Below are 12,295 nucleotides of genomic sequence, written 5' to 3'. Positions count from 1 at the left end.
GATCCGTCCGGGCCGCGGCGCCGGCGAAAAACGGAACACGGGTACCAGTACGGAAGTACGTGTGACGGAGGTGCAGGGCGATGGCCGGATTCCGGAGTCTCGCGAGACAGGTGCGTGATCCGCAGAGCGATCTGGCACTGCGGCGGTACTCGCTGCGCAAGTGCCTGGAGAGGTTCGCCCCCTACGGCCACCGGGCGACCTGGGACCACCTGTGCTCGCGGGCGGGTTTCGCGCCCGAGGACAGGTCTCCCGACCCGGCGCGGCTGGTGGCGGCGCTGAACGAACTGGAGGCGGCGCGGGCGGTCTGGCTCGCGTACGAGGCGGGCTTCGCGGAGCGCCGCCGCAAGGAGAAGCACGACGGGCTCAGGCGCCCGGGCAGCATCGACGACTGGCACCGCTGCACCTGGGGCGGCTGCGGGGTGGCCTGGTGCGACGACCCCGACGTGCATCCCGACGAACCCCTCGCCGAGGCGCTGCGCCGCCTCATCGCGGCGCTGGAGCGGGAGCCGGGCACGGCCTGCCCCGTCTGTGCGGACACCACCCTGGTGTGGAAGCACGGCCTGGCGCACGAGCCGTCGTCGGGAGCGGTCTGCACGGGCTGCGGCATCGTCGTGCCCGACCCCGTCCTCACCTCGGACGCGGTGGCCCAGGCGCAGGCGAGGCGGCTGAGGCCCCTGGTGTCCGCGTAACGGGCCGGGCCGTCAGGGGGTGAGCACACCCGTGTGGATGGCCAACTTGAACTGGGCGTGGATCAGCGGCGTGGTGAGCTTCACGTCTCCCGCGCCGCGTGCCGAGACCTTCACGCCCAGGGGCGTGCCCGGGTGCACGAACATCTGCCAGAGGTAGGTGCGGTACTGCCCGCCTCCGGTCGGCGCGGAGTCGTTCGTCGCCGTGGAGTCGTAACCGGTCGCCAGGTTCAGCGGATCGCGGACGTAGCGCGCGCGGACCTCCTTCGCGCGCGCGTCGGGCTCCCAGAAGACCATCGCCGAGAGCACGCCCCAGCCCTCGTGGCTGGGCCAGATCAGGCCCGAGCGGGCGTCGGGGAACTTCGAGGGCTTGGTGGCGCCCTTCCCCGGGTCGTGCATGTGCCACACGTCGTACGACTCGTCATCCGTGCCGTACGGGAAGCGCAGCAGGTGATAGCCGTCGCTGTCGTACTTGACGGACTGCTTTCCGTGCCGCGCCGCGTCCCACAGCAGTGAACAGATGGCGACAGACATCGGCCTCGCCCCCGATCGGAGTCCTCGCGCCGAGGCGTCCGCGCGTGCCGGACGCTTCCTTATGCAGAACACACGTTGGTACGTCTCGGGTGGTTGCGGCCAGACCCGGCACAGAGAAATTACCGCGGGCCGCCCCTCAGGCGCGGCGGGGCCCCCGGTCCACCAGGAGGCGGGACCCGCTGTGCCGCTCCCCGAAGACGTCGTCGGGGTTGGAGAGCACGCAGGTGTCCAGGGACAGGCAGCCGCAGCCGATGCAGTCGGTGAGGTGGTCGCGCAGCCGGCCGAGCTGCTTGATGCGCTTGTCCAGCTCGGAACGCCAGCCCTCCGAGAGGCGCGCCCAGTCCTCGCGGGTGGGCGTGCGCTCCTCGGGGAGCGAGTCGAGGGCCTCGCGGATCGTGGAGAGCGGGATGCCCACGCGCTGGGAGGCGCGGACGAAGGCGACGCGGCGCAGCGTGTCCCGGTGGTAGCGGCGCTGGTTGCCCGCGGTCCTGCGGCTGGTGATCAGGCCCTTGGACTCGTAGAAGTGCAGGGCGGACACGGCGACGCCGCTGCGGTCGGCCAGCTGGCCGACGGTGAGTTCGTGGACCTTCTCCGGAATCTGGGGCACGCCCCAAACCTACTGGCTGGTCCGTTGACACGCGTCGGCACACCCAGCATGCTGAGCAAGCGCTTAGTCCGCGTACGTGCCGCGGGGTGCCGTCCGGGCGCCGGGCACGTTTCTGCATACGTCTAGGAGGCCAGGGACATGGCGGAGCCGAGGATCTTCACGTCGCCCGAGGAACTGCGTGCCGGAGTCGGCGAGCAGCTCGGGTACAGCGACTGGCTGGAGATCGACCAGAAGCGGATCGACCTCTTCGCCGACGCCACGGGCGACCACCAGTGGATCCACGTGGACGCGGAGAAGGCCGCGCAGGGCCCCTTCGGCACGACCATCGCGCACGGCTATCTGACGCTGTCCCTGCTGCCGAGCCTGGTGCCCCAGACGATGCGCGTCGAGGGCATGAAGATGGGCATCAACTACGGCACGGACAAGGTCCGTTTCCCCTCCCCCGTGCCGGTCGGCTCGCGGCTGCGTGCGACCGCCGTGCTCACGGACGTCACGCCGACCAAGGACGGCGGGGTCCAGGTGACGGCCAAGGTCACCGTGGAGCGCGAGGGCGGCGACAAGCCGGCGTGCGTGGCGGAGTCGGTGTCCCGCTACTACTTCTGAGCACCGGCGGGCCGCGCGCCCACCATCCGCAGCACGAGGTCGGCGTAGAGCGCGCCGACCTCGTCGGGCGTCCGGTGCCCCGCGGCGTTGAACCAGCGGGCCACGTCGATGCAGAGCGAGAGCACGGCGAGCGTGGTGCCCGGCACGTCGGGGACGTCGAACTCCCCCGCCCGCACCCCGTCGTTGATGATGTCCCGCACGGCCGCGTCCGACTTGCGGCGCAGCGCGACGATCTCCGTGCGGTGCTCCTCGCCGAGCGCGTCCAGCTCGTACTGCACCACCCGCGCGGTCATGTGGTGGGCGGCGTGCCAGCCGACGAAGGAGCGCACCGCCGCCGCGAGCCGCTCGGCCGGGCCGCCCCCGCCGTCCGCCGCGGTCCGCAGGATCGTCAGGGCCTTGTCGTGGCCGATCCGGCTGATCCGGTGGAGCAGCTCTTCCTTGGTCTTGTAGTGGATGTAGAGCGCGGCGGGGCTCATGCCCGCGCGGCCCGCGATGTCGCGGGTCGTCGTCGCGTGATAGCCGCGCTCGGCGAAGGCCTCGACGGCGGCGACCAGCAGCCGCCTGGCCGCGTCGGGGCTGACCTCGCCCCACGGCTGCTCCTCGACGCCGGTCTCCTCCGCCGCACCCATGCCCACTCCTTCGTGCCTGCCCCGGTCTGCCGGGAGGGACACCATACCCCTGTCGGTGAGCAAGCGCTTAGGGCTGTCGGCCGGGGCGGCGGAGCGGGCGGTCAGGGCTTGGCGTAGGGGTCGTGCTGGGTGAGCAGCCGGTCCACGCGCGCCTGGTCGACCCTGCTGACGATCTGCTCGACGTCCTGCCGGTCCCTGATCACCTTGGCGAGGGTGAACGCGGAGGTCGTCAGGTAGAGCACCGAGATGGCCAGGAAGCCCCGCACCCAGGCGGAGGCGTCGAGATAGCCGATGCCCACGGTCACCGCGCCGAGGGCGACGGCGAACGAGGCGATGGCCTGGCCGTAGAAGGCGGCCGTGGTCTGCTGCTTGACGGGAGGCTCGGTCATGCAGGCAGCATCGGGCCACGGCGGCCCGGGACGCATCCGCTCGCGTACTCAGCCGCGTACTCAGGCCGCGCCGCCGCCCGCATCGCGGACCGCTGCCCCTCAGAAGGCCGAGACCCCGGTCAGCGCGCGGCCGATGACGAGCTTCTGGATCTGGCTGGTGCCTTCGTAGAGGGTCATCACCCGGGCGTCGCGCAGCAGTTTGCCCACCGGGTACTCGTCGATGTAGCCGTAGCCGCCGAAGACCTGGAGGGCGTTGTTGGCGGCGCGCACCGCGGCCTCCGAGGCGAACAGCTTGGCGGTGGAGGACTCGGTGGCGAAGGGCTTGCCGCGGTCGATGAGATCGGCGACCCGCCAGGTCAGCAGGCGCGCGGCGTCCACGTCGACCGCGATGTCGCTGAGCAGTTCCTGCACCAGCTGGTGGTGGGCGATGGTCTTCCCGAACTGCTCGCGCTCGGTCGCGTACGTCACCGCCGCGTCCAGGGCGGCCCGGGCGATGCCCACACACCCCGCGGCGACCGACATCCGGCCCTTGGCGAGGGCCGACATCGCGACGGAGAAGCCCTTGCCCTCGGGCGCCAGCATGGCCGACGCGGGCACCCGCACGTCCTCCAGGACGAGCTCGGCGGTGGCCTGGCCGCGCAGACCGAGCTTGCCGTGCAGGGTGCGGCGGGAGAGCCCGGGGGTGTCGGCCGGCACGAGGAAGGCCGACACGCCCTTGTGGCCGGGGGCGTCCCCGGTGCGCGCGAAGAGGAGGACGACGTCGGCCCAGGTGCCGTTCGTGATGAACATCTTGGTGCCGTTGACCACGTACGCGTCGCCGTCCCGCACCGCCCGGGTCGCGAGGCTGCCCGCGTCGGATCCGGTGCCCGGTTCGGTGAGGCCGAAGCAGCCGACGTACGCGCCGGAGGTGAGGCCCGGCAGCCACTGCCGCTTCTGCTCCTCGGTGCCCCAGGACGCGATGGTCTTGGCGACCAGGCCGAGCGAGACGGAGACGATGCCGCGCACGGACGAGTCGCCGCGGCCGAGCTCCTCGGTCACCAGGCAGTACGCGAGGTGGTCGCCGCCCGAGCCGCCGTACTCCTCGTCGATGGTCAGGCCCAGGAAGCCGACCTCGCCGAGCTTCTTCACGACGGCCCGGTCGACGCTCTCGGCGCGGTCCCAGGCGACGGCGTGCGGGGTGATCTCGCGGGCCACGAAGTCCTCGGCGAGGCGGCGGACGGCGACCTGCTCGTCGCTGAGCTCCAGGTTCATCGCGGGCACCTCTTCACGTCGGGACTTCACGTCGGGTCTTCACGGTCGGGCACGGTCGGGCACGGTCGGGTCGTGGTCGACGGCGGCGACCGGGTCGCGGCCGGGATTTAAATTAGCACTGCTAGTTTGTGGTGGCAGCCCTACTATGTGCCGCATGGCCCGACCGCGCAAGCCCCTCCTCAGCAGAGAACGCATCGTCGGCACGGCGCGCGCGCTCGTGGACTCCGAGGGACTCGCGGCCGTCTCCACCCGCCGCCTCGCCGCCGAGCTGGGCGTCAGCGGGCCGTCCCTCTACAACCACTTCCGCACCAAGGACGAGATCCTGGAGGCGGTCGCGGACTCGGTGAGCGCGCAGGTCGACCTGTCGATGTTCGACCCGGCCGACGGGCGCGACTGGCGCACGGCCCTGTACGACTGGGCCCTCTCCTACCGGGCCGCGCTCACCCTGCACCCGAACATCGTGCCGGTGCTGGCCGGTGGTCCCGGCCGCCGCCCGGCCGGACTGCGGCTCGCGGACGCGGTGTTCGGGGCCATGGTCGAGGCGGGCTGGCCGGCCGCGCAGGCCACCTCGATCGGCGCGCTGATGCGGTACTTCATCATGGGCTCCGCGCTCGGCTCGTTCGCCGGCGGCTTCGTGGACGACGAGGCGGCGTACGACCCGGCCGACTACCCGCACCTGGGCCAGGCCCACCTGCTCGCCGACCGCCAGGAGGTCATCGACGAGCGGGCCTTCGAGACGGGGCTGCGGGCCCTGCTGGACGGCCTGGTTCTGCAGTACGAACAGGTCGTGGCCCGCGCCTGACGGTTCGGCGTACGCCGAAGCGTCACAGGACCATCCTGGTGGCATGACATCCCGCCGCACGCAGAATCCCCTCGCCCCCGCCCTCGCCTCCCTCGCCGGGCTCTTCGCGGACGAGACCCGGGCGGTGTGCCTGCTCGCGCTGCTCGACGGGCGGGCCTGGACGGCCGGCGAGCTCGCCCGGCACGCGGGGGTCGCCCCGTCGACCGCCAGCGAGCACCTGGGCCGTCTCGTGGCGGGCGGGCTGCTCGCCGAGGAGCGGCAGGGTCGGCACCGCTATGTGCGGCTCGCCGACGCGCGGGTCGCCCAGCTCGTCGAGGACCTCGCCGCCCACGCGGCGCCCGGGGCGCGGGTGCGGCCCCGCACGCTGCGCGAGGCCGGCGCGGCGGGGGCGATGGCGCGGGGGCGCACCTGCTACGACCACCTGGCCGGGCGGCTCGGCATCGCGATCACCGGGGCGATGACGGACCGGGGCCTGCTGCGGCAGGACACCGGGTTCGCGCTGACCGACCGGGGAACGCGGTGGTTCGCCGCGTCGGGCATCGACCTGCCGCGCGGCGGGCGCAGGCCGCTGGCCCGGTCCTGCGTGGACTGGACGGAGCGCAAGCCGCACCTGGCCGGGGTCGCGGGGGCGGCGCTGTGCCGCCACGCGCTGGCCGCCGGCTGGTGCGAGCGGATCGGGACGGAGCGCGCGGTGCGGGTCACCCCGGCGGGGGCCCGGGCCTTCGCCGCGCATCTCGGCATCCAGGACCTCACGGTGTGACGAGCCGCTCCACCGCCGCGACCACGAGCGCGTCCCGCTCCTCCGCCGAGAGCACGTCCGGCAGGGTGAGCTGTTCGACGATGAGCCAATTGAAGGCCAGGTAGAGCAGCTTGACGGCCATCAGGTCGCCCGGCAGCCCGGACTCCTCGTGGTAGGCGAGATTGGCGTCGAGGTCGGCGCGGACGCGCTCGGTGAGGACGGCGCGCAGCTCCGGGCGCCGGGTCGCCTCCAGGCGCAGTTCGAGCAGGGCCAGATAGCCCGTACGGAAGCCGCTGACCCGCCCGACGACCTCGCGCATCAGCGCGAGGTAGCTCTCCTTGTCGGGCCGGGCGGCCCGCTGCCGCTCGATGACCTCCGGTTCGGGCGTGAGCCGTTCGTAGACCCGGGCGCCCGCCTGGGTCAGCAGGTCGTCGCGGTTGCCGAAGTAGTTGGACGCCGTGCCGCCCGGCACCCCGGCCGCCGCGTCCACCGCCCGGAAGGTCAGCCCGCGGGCCCCGTCCCGCGCGAGCACCTCGATGGCGCCGTCGACCAGGGCCGCGCGCCGACCGTCGTTCCTGCGCACCATTGACACCACTCCATCTGAAGTACTACGTTCCAACCACTACAGAGAGAGTACTACAGGGGGAGTTACCACTTGCGCAAGCTCGTGTACTACATCGGCGCCTCGATCGACGGTCGTATCGCGGGCCCCGGGGGCGAGTTCGACTTCTACCCCGTGGGCGACGAGGAGCAGGCCGCGGCCTACGCCGCGTGGGTCAACGCGCGCTATCCCGAGACGGTCCCCACCGCCCTGCGTCCGCACGTCGGCCTCGCGGACGCGGCCAACCAGCGGTTCGACACGGTCGTGATGGGCCACGGGACCTACCGCCAGGCGCTCGCCCACGGCACCCCGTCGCCGTACGCGCACCTGCGCCAGTACGTCCTGTCGCGCACGCCCGGCGCCGCCCCCGACCCGGCGGTGACCGTGACCGGCGGCGACCCGCTCGCGCTGGTCCGCGAGCTCAAGCGGCAGCCCGGGCAGGACATCTGGCTGTGCGGCGGCGGGCAGGTGGCGGCCGCGCTGCTGCCGGAGCTGGACGAGCTCGTCATCAAGAGCTACCCCGTGGTCGCGGGCGCCGGAATCCCGGTCTTCGACGGGACGTTCGACCCCACGCGCTTCCGCGTCACCGCGCGCGAGTCCTTTCCCAACGACGTGACGATGACGTGGTTCGAGGCGGTGCGGTGACCGACGACCGGGGCGACCACCGGGGCAGGGGCGGGCGATGATTCCGTGAGCGCCGGGGCCGGGGCGGCAATAATGCGGTGAGCGCCGAAGTGTTCGCGCTCTAGCCTCGGCGCATGTCCTCCTCTCACCCCGCCGCCCCGGCCACCGCCCCCGCGCCCCGAGGCGCCCGCCGCCCCGAGCTGCTCGCCGCGGCCGCCGCCACCTTCACCGTCGTCATGTGGGCCTCCGCCTTCGTGTCCATCCGCAGCGCGGGGGCCGCCTTCTCCCCCGGCGCGCTCGCCCTCGGACGGCTCCTCGCCGGGGCCCTGACGCTCGGGGCCATCTGCGCCGTCCGCAGAGAAGGGCTGCCGCCACGGGCCGCCTGGCCGGGGATCGCCGTGTCGGGACTGCTCTGGTTCGGGGTGTACATGGTCGTCCTCAACTGGGGCGAACAGCAGGTCGACGCGGGCACCGCCGCACTCCTGGTGAACATCGGACCGATCCTCGTGGCGCTGCTCGGCTCCCGGCTGCTCGGCGACCCGCTGCCGCCGCGCCTGGTGGCGGGCATGGCGGTGTCGTTCGCCGGTGCCGTCGCCGTCGGGTTCTCGATGTCCGGCGAGGGCCGCGCGTCCGTGCTCGGCGTGGCCCTCTGCCTGATCGCGGCCGTGGGGTACGCCGCCGGGGTCGTCGCCCAGAAGCCCGCGCTCGGCCACGCGAGCGCCCTGCAGGTGACGACGTTCGGCTGCCTGGTGGGCGCCGTCCTGTGCCTGCCGTTCGCGGGACAGCTGGTGGACGAGCTGGGCCACGCACCGGCCTCCGCGACGCTCAACATGGTCTACCTGGGCGTCTTTCCGACCGCGCTGGCCTTCACCACCTGGGCGTACGCGCTGGCCCGCACGACCGCGAGCCGCATGGGCGCGACGACCTACGCCGTGCCCGCGCTGGTCGTCGTGATGTCCTGGCTCGCGCTCGACGAAGTGCCGGGCGCGGTCACCCTGGGCGGCGGCGCGCTCTGCCTCGCGGGCGTCGCGGTGGCGCGTTCCCGCCCCCGCACCCGGCCCGCGGCCACCCCTGAGGCCACGATCCGGACAAAGTAGCTGTACTCTGCAGCCGTCCTGTCGGACGAAACAGGTTCGTAACACGGGGGGTGGCCGTGGGGTACGCGACGGATGCACGGGACGCCGGGGGGCCGGCCGGGAGTACGGGACGGGCCGTGGGGCCGCCCCGCGCCCGGCTGTTCGCCACGCAGGTACTGCGCGGGCAGGGGCAGGTGACCTTCCTGCCGAACGCCGCGACGGGCGCCCTCTTCTGCCTCGCGCTCTTCGCGGCCGGCTGGGAGTACGGGCTCTACGGGCTCGCGGGCACCGCCGTGGGCACGGCCACCGCGTGGCTCCTCGGCGCCGAGCGCGAGCGGCTGGCGACCGGCCTCGAAGGGTTCAACGCCTGCCTGACGGCGCTCAGTTGCGCGGTCCTGCTCGGTGCGGAGCACCTGTCGACGGCGCTGCTCGCGGGCGCGGGCTGCGTGGTCGTGACGGTGGTGACCGCCGCGGCCGTGCGGCTGTTCGGCTCCTGGGGCCTGCCGTCGCTCACCCTGCCGTTCTGCCTCACCGCCTCCGCGACGGCGCTCACGGCACCGGGCTTCCAGCGGATCTGGCACCGGGGCGACGGGCTCGCCGCGCTCACCCGGCCCGCGGCGGGGCCCACCGCGCTCGAACCCGCCGACCTGGCACGGGGGTTCTTCGCCGGCTTCGGCCAGATCTTCCTGATGCCCCAGTGGTACGTGGGCGCGCTGCTGCTCTGCGGGCTGCTCGTCGCCGGCCGCCGCGCGGCCGCCGTCGCCTGCCTCGGCAACCTGACGGGCATCGCCACCGCATGGGCCCTCGGCGCCCCCGCCGCGCGGATCGCCGACGGCACGATGGGATACAACTCCGTCCTGGTGGCCCTCGCGCTGTGCGGCGTCTTCCTGCCCGCGCGGGCCGCGACCCTCGCGTACGCGCTCGTGGGCGCCGCCGTCGCGACCGCGCTCGGCCCCGCGGTGTCCGCGCTCTTCGCGCCGTCCGGCGGACACGCCTTCACCTGGCCGTTCGTCGTGACGACGCTGGTGTTCCTGGGGGCGGCCAAGTCCTTTCCGCGGCTCACCGGGCCGATGCCCGCGGCCGGGACGTGAGGCCCCGGCCGCCGCATTCCGGTCAGAAGGCGACCAGCGCCCGTCCCCCCTTGCCCGCGATCATGTTCTCGAAGGCGGCGGGGATGTCGTCCAGGCCGATCCGGTCGGTCACCAGGGCGCCCAGGTCCAGGCGTCCGGCGCGCACGTGCGCGGCGAGCACGGGCAGGTCCGCCGCGGGGTCGGCGTTGCCGTACACGCAGCCCGCGAGGGTCCTGCCCCAGTGGAAGAGCTCCAGGGCGTTGAAGGTGACCTGCTGGTCCTTGCCGCCGATGCCGACCACGGTGGTGCGCCCGCCGCGCCGCGTCGACTCCCAGGCCGTACGGATCGTCACCGCGCGGCCCACGCACTCCACGGCCACGTCGACGCCCTGGCCGCCGGTGAGGCCGCGGATCTCGCGGGCGGTCGCCTCCGAGGCGACGACGTAGTCCGTGGCACCGGCCGAGCGGGCCAGCTCCTCCTTCTCGGCGGAGACGTCCACCGCGACGATCCGCGCCGCGCCCGCGATCCGGGCCGCCTGCAGCGTGGCGAGGCCGACCCCGCCGACCCCGAAGACGGCGACCGACTCGCCCGCGCGGACCCGCGCCGCGTGGTGCACGGCGCCGTACCCGGTCAGCACGGCGCAGCCGAGCAGCGCGGCGTCGGCGAGCGGGACGCCGTCGGGGACCGGCAGCACGCAGGCGCCCGCGACGACCGTCTCCTCGGCGAACGCGGCGACGTTCAGACCGGGGTGCAGGTCGGTGCCGTCGGCCCGGCGGGCGTAGACGTCGCCCGCGCCCGCGAGGGCGTTGGCGCACAGCCACACCTCGCCGAGCGAGCAGGCGTGACAGTTTCCGCAGGAGGGCGCCCAGTTCAGGACGACGCCGTCGCCGGGCGCGACGTGCGTGACGCCCGCCCCGACGGAGACGACGGTGCCCGCGCCCTCGTGGCCGAGGACGGCGGGCACCGGCACCCGCATCGTGCCGTTGGACAGGGACAGGTCGGAGTGGCAGACCCCGGCTGCGGCGAGGCGCACCCGGACCTGGCCGGGGCCGGGCTCGGGCAGCTCGATCTCGGCGATCTCCAGCGGGGAGCCGACGGCGGGGAGGATGGCGGCGCGGACCACGTTCACGTACTCCTTGGCGGGGGTGGGCGGGCGCGGGGCCCGGCGGGTCAGAACTGCAGGGACTTGGTCTGGAGGTACTCGGTCAGACCGTGCGCGCCCAGCTCGCGGCCGACGCCGGACTGCTTGTAGCCGCCGAAGGGGGCGAGCGGGTTGAAGCTGCCGCCGTTGATGTCGACCTGTCCGGTGTCCATGCGGCGGGCGAACGCCACCGCCTCCGCGTCGTCGGCCGCCCAGACGGCGCCCGCGAGCCCGTAGACGGTGCCGTTGGCGATGCGCAGGGCGTCGTCCTCGTCCGCGTACCGGATGATCGAGACGACCGGGCCGAAGATCTCCTCCTGCGCGACGGTCATCTCCGGGGTGACGTCGGCGAGGACGGTCGGGCGGACGAAGTAGCCCTTGTCCTGGGGCGCTTCGGGGCCGCCCGCCACGATCCGGGCGCCCTCCTCGACGCCCTTCTCGATGTAGCCGCGCACCCGCGCCTGCTGCTTGGCGTTGACGACGGGGCCGATGCGGGAGCCGTACTTGGCGGCGGCGGCCGCGGCGAGCTCGACCGCCTCGTCGTAGCGGTCGGTGTGCACGAGCATGCGGGTCCAGGCGCTGCACGTCTGGCCGGAGTTGGACATCACGTTGGCGACGCCCGCCTTGACGGCCCTGGCGAGGTCGGCGCCCGGCAGGATGACGTTGGCGGACTTGCCGCCGAGCTCCAGGGCCACGCGCTTGACGGCCGCGCCCGCGGCGGCGCCGATCCGCCGCCCGACCGCGGTGGAACCGGTGAAGGAGACCAGGTCGACGCCCTCGTGCTCGGCGAGGGCCTGGCCCGCGACCGGTCCGAGGCCGGTGACCAGGTTGAACACACCTGCGGGCACGCCCGCCTCGTGCACCGCCTCGGCGAAGAGCTGGGCGGTCAGCGGGGTGTCCTCGGCGGGCTTGAGCACGACCGTGCAGCCCGCGGCGAGCGCCGGGGCCACCTTGTTGACGATCTGGTGCAGGGGGTAGTTCCAGGGCGTGATCGCGCCGACGACGCCGACCGGCTCCAGGTAGACGGTGGAGTTGCCCACCTTCTCCTGGAAGGGATGGGTCGCGGCGAGCTCCGCGTACGAACCCGCCACCAGGATCGGCACGCCGGCGTGCACGGCCTCGGAGAACGGCAGCGGGGAGCCGAGCTCGGCGGTGACGGTCTCGGCGATCTCGTCCTTCCGGGCGACGAGCCGGTCGCGCAGGGCGCCGATCAGGGCGGCGCGTGCGGCGGGCGGGGTCGCGGCCCAGCCGGGCAGCGCGGCGCGGGCGGCGCGGACCGCCGTGTCGATGTCGGCCGCGGTGCCCGCGGGGACCCGGCCGACGGGCCGCTCGTCGGCCGGGTCGAGGACCGTGATGGTGTCGGTGCCCGCAGCCGGGCGCCAGGCACCGTCGATGTACATCCCGTCGTGGGCCTTCATCGCATTCCTCCAGAGAGTCGTCCGCGCTACAAACTAGCGCTGATAGTTTTCGGGCACCAGGGGGTGCCGGGGAGTGCCACGGGGTGCCGGGGGGCGCCATGGGGTGCCGGGGGGCGCCATGGGCG

General features: G+C 73.7%; 15 protein-coding genes. 7 read left to right on the top strand and 8 right to left on the bottom strand.

The annotated features are described in order from the left end of the window. The first annotated feature begins 80 nt into the window (after nucleotides 1–80). Nucleotides 81–689: a hypothetical protein gene (locus ACFYXE_RS35610; protein ID WP_389319825.1), complete on the top strand. Its 609-nt coding sequence runs from the start codon at nucleotides 81–83 to the stop codon at nucleotides 687–689. A 12-nt stretch (nucleotides 690–701) separates the two neighbouring features. Here the strand turns inward: ACFYXE_RS35610 and ACFYXE_RS35605 are convergent, their stop codons facing one another. Further along, nucleotides 702–1,220 (bottom strand): hypothetical protein, encoded by a 519-nt coding sequence (locus ACFYXE_RS35605; protein ID WP_389319822.1) that lies wholly within the window; start codon nucleotides 1,218–1,220, stop codon nucleotides 702–704. A gap of 136 nt (nucleotides 1,221–1,356) precedes the next feature. Next, a complete protein-coding gene (gene soxR, locus ACFYXE_RS35600) occupies nucleotides 1,357–1,827 on the bottom strand; it encodes a redox-sensitive transcriptional activator SoxR (RefSeq protein ID WP_389319819.1) in 471 nt (156 codons plus the stop codon). 138 nt (nucleotides 1,828–1,965) lie between these two features. Between soxR and ACFYXE_RS35595 the strand changes: the two genes are divergently transcribed. Continuing rightward, complete coding sequence (locus tag ACFYXE_RS35595) at nucleotides 1,966–2,430, top strand: MaoC family dehydratase (protein ID WP_361168295.1); 465 nt, start codon at nucleotides 1,966–1,968, stop codon at nucleotides 2,428–2,430. Here the strand turns inward: ACFYXE_RS35595 and ACFYXE_RS35590 are convergent. From ACFYXE_RS35590 to ACFYXE_RS35580, 3 genes are all read right to left on the bottom strand, one after another. After that, nucleotides 2,421–3,059, bottom strand: a complete 639-nt coding sequence (locus tag ACFYXE_RS35590) for a TetR/AcrR family transcriptional regulator (protein ID WP_361168298.1) — start codon at nucleotides 3,057–3,059, stop codon at nucleotides 2,421–2,423. The two genes, ACFYXE_RS35595 and ACFYXE_RS35590, sit on opposite strands and share 10 nt — an antisense overlap. A gap of 101 nt (nucleotides 3,060–3,160) precedes the next feature. Next, nucleotides 3,161–3,448, bottom strand: coding sequence for a YiaA/YiaB family inner membrane protein (locus ACFYXE_RS35585; RefSeq protein ID WP_361168301.1), 288 nt, complete (start codon nucleotides 3,446–3,448; stop codon nucleotides 3,161–3,163). A gap of 99 nt (nucleotides 3,449–3,547) precedes the next feature. Beyond that, on the bottom strand, nucleotides 3,548–4,699 hold the full coding sequence (locus ACFYXE_RS35580; protein ID WP_361168402.1) for an acyl-CoA dehydrogenase family protein: 1,152 nt from the start codon (nucleotides 4,697–4,699) through the stop codon (nucleotides 3,548–3,550). 154 nt (nucleotides 4,700–4,853) lie between these two features. On the opposite strand from ACFYXE_RS35580, the gene ACFYXE_RS35575 reads away from it, so the two are divergent. Then, nucleotides 4,854–5,501 (top strand): TetR/AcrR family transcriptional regulator, encoded by a 648-nt coding sequence (locus ACFYXE_RS35575; RefSeq protein ID WP_389319814.1) that lies wholly within the window; start codon nucleotides 4,854–4,856, stop codon nucleotides 5,499–5,501. 43 nt (nucleotides 5,502–5,544) lie between these two features. Beyond that, entirely contained in the window at nucleotides 5,545–6,261 is a 717-nt protein-coding gene (locus ACFYXE_RS35570; RefSeq protein WP_389319811.1) for an ArsR/SmtB family transcription factor, read from the top strand. Here ACFYXE_RS35570 and ACFYXE_RS35565 read toward each other — a convergent pair. Beyond that, a complete protein-coding gene (locus tag ACFYXE_RS35565; RefSeq protein WP_389319808.1) occupies nucleotides 6,251–6,826 on the bottom strand; it encodes a TetR/AcrR family transcriptional regulator in 576 nt (191 codons plus the stop codon). The genes ACFYXE_RS35570 and ACFYXE_RS35565 overlap by 11 nt on opposite strands. Nucleotides 6,827–6,895: 69 nt before the next feature. Here ACFYXE_RS35565 and ACFYXE_RS35560 point away from each other — a divergent pair, with 69 nt between their 5' ends. The 3 genes from ACFYXE_RS35560 to ACFYXE_RS35550 all read left to right on the top strand — a co-directional run bounded on the left by ACFYXE_RS35560 (nucleotide 6,896) and on the right by ACFYXE_RS35550 (nucleotide 9,632). Next, nucleotides 6,896–7,486 carry a dihydrofolate reductase family protein gene (locus tag ACFYXE_RS35560; RefSeq protein WP_389319805.1) on the top strand — a complete coding sequence of 197 codons (591 nt, stop codon included), beginning with the start codon at nucleotides 6,896–6,898 and terminating at the stop codon, nucleotides 7,484–7,486. Between the two features lie 113 nt (nucleotides 7,487–7,599). Then, the gene (locus ACFYXE_RS35555) at nucleotides 7,600–8,562 is read left to right on the top strand and encodes a DMT family transporter (protein ID WP_389319802.1); all 963 of its coding nucleotides are present in this window, start codon (nucleotides 7,600–7,602) and stop codon (nucleotides 8,560–8,562) included. A 116-nt stretch (nucleotides 8,563–8,678) separates the two neighbouring features. Next, entirely contained in the window at nucleotides 8,679–9,632 is a 954-nt protein-coding gene (locus tag ACFYXE_RS35550) for an urea transporter (protein WP_389319799.1), read from the top strand. A gap of 22 nt (nucleotides 9,633–9,654) precedes the next feature. On the opposite strand, the gene ACFYXE_RS35545 is transcribed toward ACFYXE_RS35550, so the two are convergent. Together ACFYXE_RS35545 and ACFYXE_RS35540 are read right to left on the bottom strand one after the other, a co-directional pair. Then, on the bottom strand, nucleotides 9,655–10,734 hold the full coding sequence (locus tag ACFYXE_RS35545) for a zinc-binding dehydrogenase (protein ID WP_389319901.1): 1,080 nt from the start codon (nucleotides 10,732–10,734) through the stop codon (nucleotides 9,655–9,657). 47 nt (nucleotides 10,735–10,781) lie between these two features. Beyond that, nucleotides 10,782–12,170 carry an aldehyde dehydrogenase family protein gene (locus ACFYXE_RS35540; protein ID WP_389319796.1) on the bottom strand — a complete coding sequence of 463 codons (1,389 nt, stop codon included), beginning with the start codon at nucleotides 12,168–12,170 and terminating at the stop codon, nucleotides 10,782–10,784. Nucleotides 12,171–12,295 lie beyond the last annotated feature (125 nt).

The sequence above is a fragment of the Streptomyces sp. NPDC002564 genome, assembly GCF_042889645.1.
Lineage (GTDB): Bacteria > Actinomycetota > Actinomycetes > Streptomycetales > Streptomycetaceae > Streptomyces.
This window is presented reverse-complemented; position numbering and strand designations above follow the sequence as displayed.